General features: G+C 38.0%; 16 protein-coding genes. 4 read left to right on the top strand and 12 right to left on the bottom strand.

Annotation, left to right across the window (positions count from 1 at the left end; all coding sequences use genetic code 11):
* On the bottom strand, positions 1 to 924 hold the full coding sequence (gene rsmH, locus MTT30_RS02410; RefSeq protein ID WP_429800859.1) for a 16S rRNA (cytosine(1402)-N(4))-methyltransferase RsmH: 924 nt from the start codon (positions 922 to 924) through the stop codon (positions 1 to 3).
* A gap of 127 nt (positions 925 to 1,051) precedes the next feature.
* Here rsmH and MTT30_RS02405 point away from each other — a divergent pair, with 127 nt between their 5' ends.
* The 4 genes from MTT30_RS02405 to ftsZ all read left to right on the top strand — a co-directional run bounded on the left by MTT30_RS02405 (position 1,052) and on the right by ftsZ (position 5,824).
* Entirely contained in the window at positions 1,052 to 1,639 is a 588-nt protein-coding gene (locus MTT30_RS02405) for a class II aldolase and adducin N-terminal domain-containing protein (protein WP_084108231.1), read from the top strand.
* A 139-nt stretch (positions 1,640 to 1,778) separates the two neighbouring features.
* Positions 1,779 to 3,236, top strand: a complete 1,458-nt coding sequence (locus MTT30_RS02400; RefSeq protein ID WP_429800858.1) for a peptidylprolyl isomerase — start codon at positions 1,779 to 1,781, stop codon at positions 3,234 to 3,236.
* A 6-nt stretch (positions 3,237 to 3,242) separates the two neighbouring features.
* Positions 3,243 to 4,670, top strand: coding sequence for a cell division protein FtsA (gene ftsA, locus MTT30_RS02395; RefSeq protein WP_021090773.1), 1,428 nt, complete (start codon positions 3,243 to 3,245; stop codon positions 4,668 to 4,670).
* Positions 4,671 to 4,684: 14 nt separating this feature from the next.
* Positions 4,685 to 5,824 (top strand): cell division protein FtsZ, encoded by a 1,140-nt coding sequence (ftsZ, locus tag MTT30_RS02390; protein ID WP_021090604.1) that lies wholly within the window; start codon positions 4,685 to 4,687, stop codon positions 5,822 to 5,824.
* 89 nt (positions 5,825 to 5,913) lie between these two features.
* Here ftsZ and MTT30_RS02385 read toward each other — a convergent pair whose 3' ends face one another.
* From MTT30_RS02385 to MTT30_RS02335, 11 genes are all read right to left on the bottom strand, one after another.
* The gene (locus tag MTT30_RS02385) at positions 5,914 to 6,207 is read right to left on the bottom strand and encodes a metal-sulfur cluster assembly factor (protein ID WP_021091019.1); all 294 of its coding nucleotides are present in this window, start codon (positions 6,205 to 6,207) and stop codon (positions 5,914 to 5,916) included.
* A 3-nt stretch (positions 6,208 to 6,210) separates the two neighbouring features.
* Positions 6,211 to 7,401 carry a peptidase M50 gene (locus MTT30_RS02380; protein WP_429800857.1) on the bottom strand — a complete coding sequence of 397 codons (1,191 nt, stop codon included), beginning with the start codon at positions 7,399 to 7,401 and terminating at the stop codon, positions 6,211 to 6,213.
* 1 nt (position 7,402) lies between these two features.
* The gene (locus MTT30_RS02375; protein ID WP_429800856.1) at positions 7,403 to 7,741 is read right to left on the bottom strand and encodes a hypothetical protein; all 339 of its coding nucleotides are present in this window, start codon (positions 7,739 to 7,741) and stop codon (positions 7,403 to 7,405) included.
* A gap of 73 nt (positions 7,742 to 7,814) precedes the next feature.
* A complete protein-coding gene (gene msrB, locus MTT30_RS02370) occupies positions 7,815 to 8,855 on the bottom strand; it encodes a peptide-methionine (R)-S-oxide reductase MsrB (RefSeq protein WP_429800855.1) in 1,041 nt (346 codons plus the stop codon).
* 80 nt (positions 8,856 to 8,935) lie between these two features.
* Complete coding sequence (gene purH / locus MTT30_RS02365) at positions 8,936 to 10,468, bottom strand: bifunctional phosphoribosylaminoimidazolecarboxamide formyltransferase/IMP cyclohydrolase (protein WP_429800854.1); 1,533 nt, start codon at positions 10,466 to 10,468, stop codon at positions 8,936 to 8,938.
* 22 nt (positions 10,469 to 10,490) lie between these two features.
* Positions 10,491 to 11,063 (bottom strand): hypothetical protein, encoded by a 573-nt coding sequence (locus tag MTT30_RS02360; RefSeq protein ID WP_429800853.1) that lies wholly within the window; start codon positions 11,061 to 11,063, stop codon positions 10,491 to 10,493.
* Positions 11,064 to 11,798: a TerB family tellurite resistance protein gene (locus MTT30_RS02355; protein ID WP_429800852.1), complete on the bottom strand. Its 735-nt coding sequence runs from the start codon at positions 11,796 to 11,798 to the stop codon at positions 11,064 to 11,066. It abuts the gene before it with no gap.
* A gap of 1 nt (position 11,799) precedes the next feature.
* Entirely contained in the window at positions 11,800 to 12,861 is a 1,062-nt protein-coding gene (locus MTT30_RS02350) for an SDH family Clp fold serine proteinase (RefSeq protein ID WP_429800851.1), read from the bottom strand.
* Positions 12,862 to 12,864: 3 nt separating this feature from the next.
* Positions 12,865 to 15,054 carry a phosphoribosylformylglycinamidine synthase subunit PurL gene (gene purL / locus MTT30_RS02345; RefSeq protein ID WP_429800850.1) on the bottom strand — a complete coding sequence of 730 codons (2,190 nt, stop codon included), beginning with the start codon at positions 15,052 to 15,054 and terminating at the stop codon, positions 12,865 to 12,867.
* Between the two features lie 342 nt (positions 15,055 to 15,396).
* The gene (locus tag MTT30_RS02340; RefSeq protein WP_429800849.1) at positions 15,397 to 16,134 is read right to left on the bottom strand and encodes a hypothetical protein; all 738 of its coding nucleotides are present in this window, start codon (positions 16,132 to 16,134) and stop codon (positions 15,397 to 15,399) included.
* 32 nt (positions 16,135 to 16,166) lie between these two features.
* Complete coding sequence (locus MTT30_RS02335; protein WP_429800848.1) at positions 16,167 to 16,874, bottom strand: hypothetical protein; 708 nt, start codon at positions 16,872 to 16,874, stop codon at positions 16,167 to 16,169.
* Positions 16,875 to 16,918: the final 44 nt, after the last annotated feature.

Genomic DNA, 16,918 nt, shown 5'->3' with positions numbered 1-16,918 from the left:
TTATCCTTTTATCTTAAAAACTCTAAGTTTTGCGCTCTTGCTTCGTGAGTTTATCTTTAGCTCATTTTGGCTTGCTGTTAGTGGCTTTTTGGTTAAAATTTCTCCTAGTTCGTGATTGTTTCCGCATTCACATCTATAAACACCAGGTAGGCAGATACAGCTATTCGCCCATCTTTTAAAGCGCTCTTTTACGATCCTATCTTCAAGCGAGTGAAATGTAATAATCGCCACAAGACAATCTTTAAACACACATTTTTCTATACTATCAAGTAAATTTGTTAGCTCATCTAGCTCACCATTTACCTCTATCCTGATCGCTTGAAAGGCAAGTATTGCAGGGCTAACTCCGCGCCCTTTTATCTGGGCTGTACCTATTAAATTTGCAAGCTCTTTTGCACTCGTTATCTTGCCAAAATTTCTAGCATTTATAATCTTGTTCGCAATCCCAGCAGCATTTTTTATCTCGCCATAATCTCTAAAAATTCTAACCAACTCGTCAAAAGAGTAATCATTTACAACGTCAAATGCGCTAAAATTTCGCTCTTTGTCCATACGCATATCAAGCATGCTTGAGCCAAGATTAAAGCCCCTATCATCTTTATCTATCTGAAGCGAGCTAACACCAATGTCAGCCAAAATTCCTCTAACATTTAAAATTTCTTCTTGACTTAGCTTGCTAGTCAATTCAGAGAAGTTACTTTTATAAATTTTAACCCTACTACCAAATGGCTCAAGTTTTTTTAGTGAAAAATTTATAGCTTCGTTATCTCTATCACAGGCAATTAAATTTAAATTTTCATTTTGAGATAAAATGGCACTAGAATGTCCGGCATATCCAAGCGTGCAATCTATAAAATTTCCATTTAAATTTTTAAAAAAAGATAGAACTTCATCAAGTAAAACACTGATATGTGGACTTTGCAACGCTGCCTCTTTATAGTAAATAGTGTGGAAAATTTATCGAAATTTTACTTAAAAAGCTATCATTACACAAAATTTTACATAAATTTTAAGATAGCTTAAATATAATCGCTTAAACGTAGGAGAAAAAATGGAGCTAGAACACTCAATAAATGAGATAAAAACGATATCACTTTCTATGTTTAGAAAGAATTTTTTTGGCGTCTTTCACGGCTCGATTTCGGCAAGAGTCGAAAAAAATCAATTTATAATCAATAAACAAAATGCCATTTTTGATAATTTAAAAGATGATGATTTGACACTTCTTTCATCAAAAAAAGACTATCGTTGGAATGAAGCTAGTCTTGATGCTGATATACACTTAAATATTTATAAAAATATAAATGAGGCAAGATTTGTTTGCTACGCGATGCCACCATACGCAACTGCCTACGCAATGAAACATGAAAAAATAGTACCGAAAGATTATTTTGGGTATATGAGATTTGATAAAATTTCAGTCTATGATCCAAAACAATATGATGACTGGTATGAACGTGCAGAAACTGAAATTTATAGATATATGCTAGAAAAAAACACAAACATTATTATCGTTAAAGGATATGGTATTTACGCATACAGTAGAAGCCCTCAGCTTCTTGCAAAAGAGATAGCTTTACTAGAAAATAGCTGCAAATTGCTTCATTTAACTAGTGGTTATAGCGATTATAGTATTTAAAAATTTTGCTAACAATACTAAAAAATTGTTAGCAGAATTCTTTACAAAGGTATTTTTAAAGCCCCTATTTTAAGCTTATTTAAGGCAATTTTATATAATATATCATACAAATTTCGTTAGTCTTTTAAAGGAAAATTTAATGTTGTCTTGGATGCAAAAACATAAAAAATACCTAGTTGTTACCATTTGGGTAAGTACAATAGCCTTTGTTGGAGCAGGCTTTGTAGGCTGGGGAGCATATGATTTAAACAGCAATCGAGCCACTTCAGTAGCAAAAGTAGGACACAGAAATATAAGCATTCAAGAACTGCAACAAAAATACGATAGTTTGTATCAATACTACAATAACCTTTTTGATGGTAAATTAACGCAAGAAAAGGCTAATGAGTTAGGATTACAAAATGCTGCACTTCAGGCTACAATTCAAGAGAATTTACTATTAAATTTTGCAGACGATATAGGTCTTAGTGTTAGCAAAGATGATATTTTAAAATATATAATCGCTGATCAAACATTTCAAAAAGATGGTGCTTTTGATAAAAATTTATACTACGATATTTTAAGAAGAGCTAGAATAAATCCAACTGATTTTGAAGAAAATTTAAAACTAACAATACTACTTGATAAACTTAGAACTATTTTAAATTTACCAGCCAACAAAGAAGACATTGCAATGATGGAAGCAAGCTTTTTTATGCAAGACAAATTAGCAATACAGATAATAAATGCTAATCAAAGTGATATAAAAATAGATGAAAAAGAGCTAAAGGATCTTTGGGAAACAAATAAAAACAACTATATGACAAAGACTATATACGGTCTTGAAACATACTTTATAGAGTCAAACAAAAATGATGTAAATCAAACTACTTTGAGTGACTACTATAACGAAAACAAGGAGAGATATAAAGGCTCTGATGATAAAATCAAATCATTTGACGAAGTAAAGACTGAAGTTATTAAAGACTACAATATTGAGAAAAGCAAGACCGATGCTTTAAAAAAATATACCTCTATCAAAAAAGCTGAGCTTGCAACAAATGAATTTGTTAGTATAAATGAAGATAATGCGACATTCTCACTCGATGAAATAAAAGGGGCAAAAGTTGGTGAGGTGATAAAACCGTTTACATATAAAGATGGATATTTGATAGTTAGGGTAAAAAGCATAACTCCTCCACAACCTATGAGTTTTGAGCAAGCAAAAGCAATGGTACTTGAAATTTACAAAGATAAAAAGAAAAAAGAAAACTTAATAACTATGGCAAAAGAGTCTTTACAAAATTTCAAAGGAACTAATATAGGCTTTATCAGTAGAGATATAAATAGCTCTATCTCAGGACTAAATGAAAGCGAAACTAGAGCTTTTGTTTCTCAACTTTTTGAAACTAACAATAAAAAAGATTATGTTATATTAGAAGATAAGGCCGTTATATACGATATTTTGGAACAAAGGTTGCTTGTAGATAATATAGATAATAACTATAAGCAAATAACACAGCAAAACGTTACAATGCTTAAAAATAATGAGTTAATAAAAGATTTAACAAACAAACTAAAAAAATACTATGAAATTAAAGAATATATCAAAAGGTAATTTATCTTGAGTACAAAAATTTTAGGTATAGATATCGGCTCTTTCCAGATTTGTGCAGTAATAGCACAACATGATGAAAATGGTATTAAGATAATTGGAATTGGAACTGAAAAAACGCAGGGAATAAGAAAAGGTGTTATAACCAATATAGAGCAAGCTGCAAAGTCTATAAAAAATGCATTAATAGAAGCACAAAGAGTTGCAGGAACACGCTATGAAAAAGTCATAGTTTCTATTTCTGGTGCGTATACAAAAAGCGTTGACAGTAGCGGTGTAGTAAATATACCAAATCATGAAATAGGCATAAAAGAGATTGAGCGTGCTATGCAAATGGCCGATCATACGGCTGATATACCTCATGAATATGAAAAACTACATGTTCTTCCTTATAATTTTAAAGTAGATGGACAAGAACATATTGAAGATCCAATAGGTATGAACGGTAGTAGACTAGAAGTACAAACACATATTGTTACGGTACAAAAGTCATCTATTAGCAACCTGAGAAAAGCCGTAAATTTAGCAGGTGTTCAACTAGATAATATAGTCCTTTCAGGATATGCTTCTGCAATAGCAACATTAACAAAAGATGAGAAAGAGCTTGGTGCCGCACTTGTTGATATGGGTGGTGCTACTTGTAATCTTGTGGTACATTCTGGAAATTCTATAAGATACAATGAATTTTTACCTGTTGGCTCAGCAAACATTACAAATGATCTTTCTATGGCTCTGCATACACCTCTTCCAAAGGCAGAAGAGATAAAATTAGGTTATGGTGCTTTAATAAATAAGTCAGTTGATCTGATAGAGCTTCCGATCCTTGGAGATGAAACAAAAAGCCACGAAGTTTCACTGGACATAATATCAAATGTTATATATGCCAGAGCAGAAGAAACCCTTATGGTACTTGCTAAAATGCTAGAAGATAGCGGCTATAAAGATAGCATTGGTGCTGGAATAATACTTACTGGCGGTATGACTAAGCTAGAAGGTATTAGAGATCTTGCATCTGCGATATTTGACAAAATGCCGGTTCGTATAGCAAAACCAAAAGAAATGGATGGATTATTTGAAATTTTAAGAGATCCAGCAAATTCTTGTGCTATAGGGCTTTGTTTGTATGGTGCTGGCAACTTTAGCCCATACGAGATTGATTCTGAGAAAAAAATGAGATACCAAGGGGAAATAGCCTCAAAACCGAAAGCAAATTTTAGAAATGTTTTTGTAGAAGAAGAAAACGTACAAAATTTTGGACAAGAGGTGCAGGATCCAAATGAAAAAGAGGATAGTTTTTCTGATAAAGATTTTGAATTAGAAATAGCAAATAAATCAAAAAATAAAGAAGAGCTTGCCAATATTGCAGATATTAGCAAACAAGAAAAAAAGCCAAATGCTTTTGCAAAATTTTGGTATAGTATTACACAATTATTTTAAGGAGAATTTCAAAAATGAGTAGCTTCACAGTAGAAGAAAATAAAAGCATCTATGGTGCAAAGATAAAGGTCGTAGGTGTAGGTGGAGGTGGTGGCAATATGGTCAACCACATAATAAGAGTTAATCCAAATTTAAATATAGATCTTATTGTTGCTAATACAGATGCTAAGGCTCTTGAAAATTCTCTTGCACATACAAAAATACAGCTTGGAGAAAAGACGACAAAAGGTCTAGGTGCAGGCATGAGACCTGAAATAGGAAAAGCTGCTGCTGAAGAGAGCTATGATGAAGTAAAAAGTGCACTTGAGACATCAGATATAGTTTTCATTGGTACAGGACTTGGTGGTGGAACTGGTACAGGTGCAGCTCCAGTAGTTGCTCAAGCTGCAAAAGATATTGGTGCACTAACAGTTGCGGTTGTTACTATGCCTTTTATGTTTGAAGGAAAAAAACGTAGAAAATTGGCTGATTGTGGCCTTGAAGAGCTCAGGAAAGAAAGCGATTCTATTGTTGTCATTCCAAACGATAAACTCCTAACATTAATTGATAAAAATGCTGGCATAAAAGAAAGCTTTGAAATGGTTGATGAAGTACTTGCAAGAGCCGTCAATGGTATGAGTACGATCGTACTTGACTCAGGAAAAAGCGACATAAATCTAGACTTTGCAGATGTTAGAACGATTATGAGCCATAGAGGACTAGCTTTAATGGGTGTTGGCGAAGCAAGTGGCGAGGATGCAGCGCAAGAAGCTATAAAAAATGCTATACAATCACCACTTCTTGATAACATGACAATAAATGGTGCATTTGGTATTTTAGTTCATTTTAGAATAAGCCCTAGTTGCCCACTAGCTGATATCAATAATGCGATGAGCATTATTCATGAGGCAGCAGATGAAGATGCTGAAATTATATTTGGTACAACAACTGATGACAAAATAGAAGATAATAAGGTTGAAGTTACAATAATAGCCACAGGTTTTCAAAGCTCACAAAAAGAAACTGAAAAAAAAGATGAAGTACAAACTTCTAATGCAAGCGATATCATAAAAAAAGAGCGTATATTAAGACTTAAAAAAGTTAGTGGTGGATATGACGAAGACTATATGTCACAACTTGATGTGCCATCATTTATGCGCCATCAAATGGACTAATAAAAAACAAACTCCTTAAAATTTCTAGAGAGCTTTTGCTCTCTAGCTTATAAAAATTTACAAACTTTCAAATATAAAAACTTAAAAATTTAAACTCCAAGTTGTGCTTTTACAAAATCGCTTGCCATTTGTATATTCCACTCAGGCTCCCAGACAAGATCGATCTCACACTCTTTGACACCTTCTATATCAAGTACAGCAGTTTCTACCCAGCCAAGTATCATTTCGTGCAGTGGACAAGATTTAGTTGAAAGCGTCATAGTAACTTTTGCTTTGCCATTCTCATCGCAGCTCGCATCGTATATAAGTCCAAGCGAAACGATATCAAAGCCAACTTCTGGATCAACGATATTTGACAGTGCGTTATAAATTTTTTCTTTCATTTTTTATCCTTTAAAACCAGTAAATCTAAAAATATTTATTATATTTATTGATAGTAAAACTATACTAAGAGCTATAAACATCATACCAGCTTGCACTAAAATTTCTAGTTCAAAGCAAGTTGAGAAAAGATAGCAAAGAAGCGAGATAGCATTAAAAGCTATACCAAAATAAGCTATCTTTTTTAGTATCATGGCATCAAGAAGTGGCACTTTTACCTTTCCGACAAAAGGTGCTACGTAGTGATACCATATGAGAAATGGTGCGATCTTATAAAGATGAGCTACGATAAAAGCAAACAAAAAGCCATATATTAAAAAATATGCAGCTAAATTTAATTTGCCTAAAGCTATAAAAACAGCAGCACCAAGCAAAGCCACCAACGAAAGTATGATATTTGCATTCCAGTAATCATACGCCTTTCTAACACGCTTTTTTAAAATATAAAGTGCTTGAGCTATAAAAAGTAAAGCCGCCACGCATATTGACAAAACAGATAAATTTTCATTAAAAGCTAGTAAGATACCACCCAAAATATAGCATGCTAGTGAGGCCTTGCTAAGTGTAAATTTTAGATCATGGGCCAATGCAAACATAGGTAGGAGTACGCTAGCAGCTCCAAGTATCACGAGAAACACAAATCCCAGCACAAAATAAACGTGAAATTTTAGTGTCATCTCAAAATCAAGCATCAACGTGCCACTAAGTATCATAAGCAAGCAAAAACCAAGCGTTATTCCAATTACCAAAAAGATAGCTGAAACAAAAAGTGTAAAGGCCGCAAAACTCTTTTTTTCATTATCCATAAAGCTTAATGCATAAGTCGTAGCAAAAAAAGCAAGCGAGCAAAAAAGCAAAACTCCACTAATTTGTAAAATTTTAGCCTCAGCAAATAACATCCCGTAGCACATGCCCAGCAATGATAGACAAAAAATAGCCAAATTTAAAATAGCACCTTTTGCTGTAAAAAACGGCTTTTCTAAGATGACTGAAGTTAGCTGATAAAGTGCTCCGATGATAATGCTCATAACAAAGCCAACAAAAAATATATGCAAAAAACCAGCTGTATTTAGCGAGCTAATTGCATCAAAATCTGCATAAAAGAATGCCGGCACACTTAATGCTAAAAAGAAAATTCCAGCAATAAAATATCCACCAACTAGCTTAAATGGTGGTGCGTAAGTATTTAAAAGCATCTTAGTGGCAAAGACTCGTATCTACGTCTTCTATGTTTGCACCGTCTTTTAGGCTAAAAATCATCTTTACAGCCCCACCATCTATATCTTCACGCTCTATGTCAAAGCTCTTATCTATCTTTGGTATAAGACCAGCTGGAAATTTATGATTTAGCATCATAATTTTTGTATTTTTATCAGCAAATTTAATAGCAATTAATGCATTGACCATTGGCTCTGGCGGCACGCAAGGACGTGAATCAAAGCCAACAAAATTTACACCATTTTCATTAAATTTATAAAATGGCACCGTTGCACCTTCGGCGTTAAACTGCTCTGCATTTTTGAAAAAATCACTCATTTTTTCTCCTTTTGATTTTGGAGAATTATACTCTGATTAAACTTTTCAAACTATTGATTTGCTTCAACAAAAGCTATTTTACGTAAGGTATAAATTCCTCGTATCCAAGCCTAGCCATATCTTCAAGCGGTATAAATTTAAGGCTCGCACCATTTATGCAATATCTTAGCCCACCCTTATCGCTTGGGCCATCGTCAAAAACATGCCCAAGGTGCGCATCGCTATTTTGAGACTTAACTTCGACCCTTTTCATCATAAACGAGTTGTCCTCCTTATACGAAAGAGCTGTTGTCGTGATAGGCTTTGTAAAGCTTGGCCAGCCACATCCTGCATCAAATTTATCTGCACTTGAGAAAAGTGGCTTTCCGCTCGTTATATCTACATAAATGCCTTTTTTATCAAATTTATCATACTCGCTACTAAATGGCCTCTCAGTCGCTGCTTCTTGCGTCACGGCATACTGCTCGCTACTTAAATTTTTCTTTAGCTCATCTTTACTAAGCGGCTTAAATTTCGCCTCATCGTAAAGCGGTTTATCAGCTAAGCCTAGATCGATATGGCAATATCCAAAAGGATTTTTATCAAGATAGTCTTGATGATACTCCTCACCTAAGACGAAATTTTTAAGTGGCGCTACCTCAACCACGATCTTATCTTTAAATTTCTTTTGCTCTATTTTCATAAAGCTCTCTATCGTTGGCAGATCACTTTCGCTCACATAGTAAATTCCGCTTCTATACTGCCTACCGACGTCATTACCTTGTTTATTTAGAGAGGTCGGGTCGATCACTCTAAAAAAGTGAGCCAAAATTTCAGCTAAAGCGACTCTATTTTCGTCGTATTTTACATAAAGTGTCTCAGCATGATCGCTCTCATGAAGCTCGCGGTAGCTAGCATTTTCGCTCTTGCCATTTGCGTAGCCTACCTTTGTATCCACTACGCCAAATATCTTTTTAAAATATCCCTGCATACCCCAAAAGCAACCGCCTGCTAGATAAATTTCTTTTAAATTTTGCCCTGCCATCGTCTGCTCCTTTATAAGCTCATCTTTTGCCATCAAATTTAGACCAAAAAACACCGCCACCATTAAGATAAATTTTAAGATCTTCTTCATTCTATCTCCTTTCATTTTTAAAAGATTATATGAAAATTAAAGTTATAAAGTGTGAAGAAAGGGGCAAGTGCCCCTAAATTTTAGTGCAAGAAGTGCCTAACACCAGTAAAATATAGTGACATGCCGTGTTCATCGGCAGCCTCTATCACCTCATCATCTCTGATGCTACCACCTGGTTCAATGACACATTTTACGCCGACTTTGCTAGCGATGTCGATGCTGTCTCTAAATGGAAAGAACGCCTCACTAGCAAGCACGCAGCCGCTTAGATCGATCTTTAGCTCTTTTGCCTTTGCCACAGCCGCACGTGCAGCATCCACACGGCTTGTCATACCCATGCCAATGGCTACCATAGCGCCGTCTTTTACATAAACTACACAGTTGCTCTTCGTTAGCGCAGCCACTTTCCACGCGATCTGAGCGTCCTTTAGCTCGCTACCAGTTGCAAATTTCTTACTCATTTGCTTCATATTTTCAAGCTCTTCGTCTTTTACATAGTCTCTTTCTTGAAATACAAATCCACCATCAACGTGCTTAAAGTCAAATTTATCATTTGAGCGAACTAAAAATTTATTGTCTTGAGTGAAAATTTTGATGCGTTTTTTACTCTCAAATACTTTAAGAGCTGCATCATCGACATTTGCAGCTATTATTACCTCAACGTAAATTTCATTTATCTTTTTAGCTAGCTTTTCATCAAGTGTACCATTTATAGCGACCACGCCGCCATATGCTGAGATCGGATCGCACTTAAGCGCAGCCTCGTAGCTCTCAAGCAATGTATCTTTTACCGCAAAACCGCAAGGGTTAGCGTGCTTGATGATAGCCACTGCTGGAGCATCATCAAAGCTAGTTGCAAGCATCAATGCACCATTTATATCGGTCATATTATTAAAACTTGCCTCGCCTTTTAGGGCTCTAAAGTTGTTTGTGAAGAAATAATCAAACTCATAAAGTGCGCCTTTTTGATGTGGATTTTCGCCGTATCTCGTGTTAAAAACCTTGCTTCCAACGATAAATCTAGCATCACCAAAACCGCCATTAAATCTATCATTCATATAGTTTGCGATCATGCTATCATAAGCTGCTGTGTGCTCGAATGCCTTTATCATCAGCGATCTTCTAAACTCAAAATCATCGCTTTTCTCTTTTAGGCGCTTTAAAATTTCGTCATAATCAAGCACGCTTGTAACTATAAGCACGTCTTTAAAATTTTTAGCAGCACTTCTTACCATGGCTGGGCCACCGATGTCGATATTTTCGATGATCTCAGCAAAGTCATCTGTCCTAATAGTAGTCTCTTTAAATGGATATAAATTTACACAAACTAGGTCTATGCCATCGATACCATGCTCTTTTGCCTGAGCCACGTGCGTAGCGTCGTCACGTTTGTGCAAGATGCCGCCATGTATCTTTGGATGAAGCGTCTTTACCCTGCCCTCAAACATCTCAGGTGACGCCGTAAATTCGCTAACCTCAGTAGCTTTGACGCCATTTTCTTTTAAAAGCTTAAATGTGCCACCAGTTGAAAGTATCTGCCAGCCAAGCTCTTCTAGCCCCTTTGCAAACTCTACAATGCCCTCTTTATCGCTAACGCTAAGCAATGCTCTCATTTTTTCTCCTTTATTAAATTTTTTATCTTTTTGTTAAACATATACCTTTTACTAGCAGAAGCTGCCCCATTTTTATATCTTTTGCGATATTCTTTATCGATAAGGCTTCTAGCGTAACCATAACATTTGCAGCTGCATCTATATAATAGTCTTTTCTCTCTACAAAGTTTTCACGCTTTTGACCAACAATATCAACGCTAAAGGCATAGCTTGAAATTTGATTGCCGTCAAAATATCTCGCATCTAATACGCTTAAATTTATAGGCTCCTCTTTCTCAAGCGCCTCGCATATCGGCTTTTTCGAGCTAAATTTCATCACCTTTATGCCGCGATCATACGAAAAGATATACTCACTAATTTCATTTAATTTTTTTGCTTGAACTGACATAATGTCGCTCTTGTTGCCATCTTTGTCGACAAATATTATGCTCACATTGCTGTCTTTAACATCATAGTTGCTGATGACTAATCTTTGATCTTGATAAAGCTCACTTTGCGTAAGCTTAAATTTTATCTCTTTTCCATCGACATTTACCACTTTAAAATCATTACAAAAGCCAGCCACCGCTAGCAGCAAAATAATAAATTTCTTCATCTAAACTCCAAATTTCTCTTTTAATCGCCCATAAGCCTCGTTTATCTCCTGAAGCTTTTTAGTTGAACGCTCGATCACCTCTTTACTCTCTCCCCTGCCCATTAAAATGTCGGGATGATACTGCCTTACAAGCTCTTTATAACGAGCTTTTACCTCTTCAAGACTTGCATTTTTACTAAGCCCTAAAACCTCAAACGCATCTTTTTCTTGGATAGCTTCATCGGGATTTGTATCAAATCTTGAGCCATAAAAGCTATCAAATTTAAAGATGATCTCATCAAGCGTTTCTTTATCAATGCCAAATCCATAAGCGATATTTCTTATAACATCTTGCTCACTTTTGTTAAATTCTCCATCGATGTAGGCTAAATTTAGAAAAAATGTGAGCCTAGCGACGCATATATCGTAGTTTAGATTAAAAGCACTCTTGTAGTTTCTAGCGGTTTCGTAGGCGTTATCTACATTTTCTTTTTGGCTCTTATAAACCTCTTTTAGATACTCACGCACACCGCTAACGCCACTAACTTTTTTACTTAGATCATCAAGCACCTGACTAATGAGCCTAGCTTCTAACTCACCTACTCTACCGTCACTCTTAGCCACTTTTGCCAAGAGTGAGACTAAAAATTTAGCCTCATTTACGTTTGCTTGTTTTCTACGGTTATTGCTTAACTGTACCTTTAGCAGCAAAAATATAGCACCGCCTAGTATCAATAAAAATAAGACACCAGACATGTTACCACAAGTGATAGATAGTATTTTTTATTTTGCCATTTACTAGCTCGTTTTTACGCCAAGAGCTCTCGTCGTTCATGACATTCCAGCGACGCTCCTCAGGGCGATAAAACCAGTCTTTATCGATCTGATAGTAAATTTGCTTGCCATTTGTTTCAATGATATTTGCGATATTGTTATCGTGGTAACTGTTTTCATCATAGTCAGTAAAAGCCCGCTGTCCCATCTCAGAGTAAAGTAGCGTTAGCTCCTGAAGCATTTCATTTAGATCATCATCCATCTTTTTTACATGAAGGCCGATCTCGTGTGCCTCTCTAAAGAGGATTGGATATTCATGAGCCGGGTAGTCACCATTTAGTCTTTCAGAAATTTCTGCGATCTTTTTATCGTCCTCGATGTGATACCTAAGAAGCTCGGTGCAAATCTTAAGCGATAGCGAGCTAGCACGGTCAACCGCACCAAAGACTAGCGGATGAATATACTCATAAAGTGAGTTATAAGGGTTTGTGTCGTTTGGCCTATCTTTATCTTGCTCTTTCCAAAGCTTAACCACACGACTAAGTTCATCCATCGAAACGCTCACAAGCTCATTACCTTTGTTTGTTGGACTAAGCTCGTGTTTGAGCGAGGTATCGACAGGCGTTAGATAGGCAAGTGGCCCCATGACGATCTCATTTGCGCCAAGTGCCATCATGGTAGCAGCCGAGGCGCAGTTTGCAGGTATTAGGGCTATTAAATTTTTGCAGTAATTTCTAAGTGTAGTGATAATCCTAAGAGCGGCAATACCACTTCCGCCGTCACTTTTTATAAAAAGATAAGCAGTATCTATCTTTTTACTCTTTAAAATTTCATACATAGCACTTGCATCGTTGCCGCAAACGCTACCAGCGTTTGAATTATAGTAAGTTATCAAGGTAGCGTTTAGTCTTTTTTCGATTGATTTTATTAAATTTTGTGTCTTACTAAAAAGCACTGGCGGTTTTGCTACGCCTCGCTTTTCAACTTGTTCTGCTTCCTTTTGCTCATTTTCAGCCTCAGCGACCTTGCCCTTTTTCAAAGCCATTTCTTAATCCTCTTTTCTAACGATTTTTGCAAACCCATTTAGATAAATTTCTCTTATCTCATCCACGCTCTCATCGATATCATTTAGTTTAAATCTCTTACCACCACTAACGCCAATTTTTTCAAATTTTACGCCAAATTTAGCAGCAAGCGCTTCAAATTTAGCCTCGTCTTTTACTCCCACAACTGCTCTTGAAAAGCTCTCATCAAAGATAAAATTTGGCTCTTTAAATTTCGCCTCGCAGTTTACACCGATGTTTGATATGCTAGCCATTTTTGCTAGCGTAATAGCAAGGCCGCCTACGCCTACGCTATTTGCAAACTCTAAAATTTGCTCTTTATTTGCTTCGATCACTAGGTCCCAAAGAGCTCGCTCAGCTTTATAATCAACCTCTTTTAGCTTTCCGCCAACCACGTTAAATAGCGCCTTTGCGTAAAGTGAAGCAGCAAATTCCCCGCTTGTCTCGCCAAGCAAGTAAATCGCCCTGCCCTCGCTTAAAAATGTGCTTTTTAGGTTTAAATTTGCATCTTCATTTACGCCAACTGTAACAATGGCTGGTGTCGGATAGACGCTCACGCCGTCAGTGTCGTTATAAAGGCTCACGTTGCCACTAACAACTGGTGTATTTAGCTCACGGCAAGCCTCTTTTATGCCTTCACATCCCTCTTTGAATTGCCACATAACCTCTGGATTTTGCGGATTGCCGTAGTTTAGGCAGTCAGTAATTGCAAGTGGCACAGCACCACTCATCGCGACCTTTCTACCAGCTGCAGCGACAGCTCTTGCAGCACCAATTTTAGGATCAACGAAATTTGCTCTAGGATCGCACTGCGCAGCCATAGAGACGGCCTTTTTAGTGCCTTTTACTCTGATACTTGCAGCGCCTAAGTGACCTGGCTGTTTTATCGTATTTGTCTGGATATTTGCGTCGTATTGATCGTAGATGAAGCTTTTATTCAGCACTTCTGGCTCTTTTAAAAGCTTGAAAAATGCAGTTTTGTTATCAATATTGTTTGGAATTTTTAAATTTGCTATCTCATCAAGGTATTTTGGACGTGCGACTGGACGATCAAGCACCGGAGCTGCCTCGCTAAGTGGGCCGATAGGGATTTCGCCTGCAAGCTCACCGTGCCAGTAAAGCTGCATCACGCCGCTACTTGTGACCTCACCGATGATCTCAGCATCAAGGTCCCACTTTCTAAAAATTTCAAGCACCTTTTGCTCATAGCCTTTTTTGGCGCATATTAGCATACGCTCTTGAGACTCGCTTAGCATTAGCTCATAAGGCGTCATACCAACTTCGCGCATCGGCACGCGCTCTAAATACATCTTCATACCGCTACCACTTCTGCCAGCCATCTCAAAGCTAGAGCTTGTAAGTCCTGCTGCGCCCATGTCTTGGATGCCGATGATGTAGTCTTTTTTAAAAAGCTCCAAGCAAGCTTCCATGAGCAGTTTCTCAGCAAATGGGTCGCCTACTTGCACCGTTGGGCGAAGTGATTTATTTTCGTCGTTAAAGCTATCGCTAGCCATCACAGCGCCGCCAAGTCCGTCCCTGCCAGTCTTTGAACCCACGTAAATGACTGGATTGCCCACACCTTCAGCCTTGCCGTAGAAAATTTCATCACTTTTGCAAAGTCCAAGCGCGAAGGCGTTGATTAGGATGTTGCCATTAAAGCTAGGATCAAATGTAGTCTCGCCGCCTATCGTTGGGATACCCATGCAGTTGCCGTAGTGACCGATGCCAGCGACGCTTCCTTTTAGTAGATATCTATGCTTTTTGGCTAGCTCGTCATCGCCTCTTATCTCACCAAAACGAAGCGAGTTCATGTTCGCAACAACTCTTGCGCCCATCGTAAAAACATCTCTTAAAATTCCACCAACGCCGGTTGCAGCGCCTTGAAACGGCTCGATAAAGCTTGGATGGTTGTGACTCTCCATCTTAAACACAGCTGCGATCCCGTCACCAACGTCGATGACGCCGGCATTTTCACCAGGCCCTTGTATGACCCAAGGAGCTTTTGTCGGAAAGCCATTTAGGTATTTTTTACTTGATTTATAGCTGCAGTGCTCGCTCCACATCGCTGAAAATATGCCAAGCTCGAGCAAATTTGGCTCTCTGCCTAGGATCTTTAGGATCTCCTCATACTCTTGATCGCTGATTTTGTGCGCTTCTACGGTAGTTTTGTCCATTTTTAGCCTTTAAAAAATTTTGGTTGATTTTACTTAAATTCGCATAAAAACTTGATAAACCAAAGGGACGAAAACGAGACAAATTTGACAAATAAAACAAGAGCCTAAATTTCATACGGCAAGCTAAAAATATTCTGTTTGTAGTTATTGATTCGGCTCTAAATTTAACCGAAAATCAGCATTTTTGCGACGCTGGTCTTGGCGAGCGGCTCAAATTTTAGACAAACGCCAAATTTGAAGTAGCTGTGGAAATTAAAATTTAAGTATATTAGTACCCTAAATTTGACGTAAGTAAGTCGGATGCTACGCCAAATTCGGCGGGCGATTACCCGCCGCAAACGACTACTTGCTTGGCATACCATAGTAGTAAAGTATGTTTAGCAGGATGCGTCCTTGCTTTTTGAGGTCTTGATCGATGACGTCTTGTTTAAATTTCGCGGAGGTCGCCTGCTCTTTAGCTTCGGCTAGCTTACTACTCGGTAGGTTAAATTTAAAGTCCAAATTTTTTATCTCAAAGCCCTTATTACCGACTATCTTCGCGTCGATCACGGTAGCAAAAAACTCGTCAGACGCGCCCACATAGTAGTTCGTCACGCTTCTAGCGCTTATAGGTTCGCCGCTAAAAAACGCCTTGCAAACGGGAGATTTTTGCGCGCTATAAACCACGCTCTCAAGGATCCCGCCGCCAAATTCGTAAAATTTAAATTTCTTTGAGTTTTGTAGCTTTTTTATCTCGTCTTTATCGCTCAAATCTACATTTCTACCACTATCTAGATCAATCACTATCAGGGTTTTTACGCCGTCGCCGCTTGCATAAACCCAGCCTAGATTTTGGCTCGCCGAGTCGCTCTTGCCAGGCGATTTCACCTCGGCCCCACCCTTATAGTCGCCGAATTTTTCCTCTTTTTTGCCGCCGCTCATCTCGTAGACTGTAGTCTCGGTTATAAATCCGATCTGCTGTATGCTAGCGTCGTTTTCCATATATGTACGCCACGCTCTCTCGCCGCCCATCTCGCCTGTAATGGCCGCGCAACCGCTAAACGCCAATACCGCAATAGCCGCTAGAAATAATTTTTTCATCTCGCGCTCGCGTTTAAATTTGATAAAAGCGATCAGTTTTTAGGCCCGGCGCACACGATGTTTGATAGGATTTGCTCCTGTTTTTTAGCGTCGGCGTCTATGACTTTGCTTCTAAAATCCGCCGAGCGAGCTCGCGTTTGCGTACTAGCAAGCTTGCCGTCGCTAACGAAAAATTTAAAGTCTAGATTTTTGATCTCGGCGCTTTTGCCTTTTTTCACTCCGATATCCATCAGGGTCGCGAAAAATTCGCTATTGTCGACGCTTTCTTTATCGTAATAATTAGTCACCGCATGAGCTTTTACCGTCTTGTCCGCCGCAAAACTCTCGCACACGGCGCCCGAGTCCGCGCTAAAAACTACGCTCTCTAATATGCCGCCGCCAAACTGATAAAATTTGACCGTTTTTGCCTTTTTTAGGGCTTCATGCTCGGCTTTATCGCGCATATTTACGTAGCGATAGCCGAATTTTTCCTTGTCATCAAGCTCAAGTACCGTAAACGAAAGCCCGTTTAGCGCATACATATCGCCCAGTTTCAGCGCCACATCGGCCCTTTTTACGATCGCCATACCGATGACGTCGCCGTCTTTTAGCGCGTAAGTTTTGCTTAAATTTTCCGAGTAAAACGCGATATTGCCGAGGTTGCCGTCGTTTTCAAAATACTTACTCCACTTTGGTTCGGATGAGGCCGCACCCGTTAGATTATCTTGCAAAGGCGCGCAACCGCTAAATAACGCCGCCAAAGCGACGACTGATAGAATTTTTTCATTGTTTTCTCCTTTAAGAT

Origin of the sequence: Campylobacter concisus (assembly GCF_050447445.1) — a bacterium.
Taxonomy (GTDB): Bacteria; Campylobacterota; Campylobacteria; order Campylobacterales; family Campylobacteraceae; genus Campylobacter_A; species Campylobacter_A concisus_BI.
The sequence above is the reverse complement of the archived record's forward strand: the minus strand, read 5'-3'. Positions and strand labels throughout refer to the sequence as shown.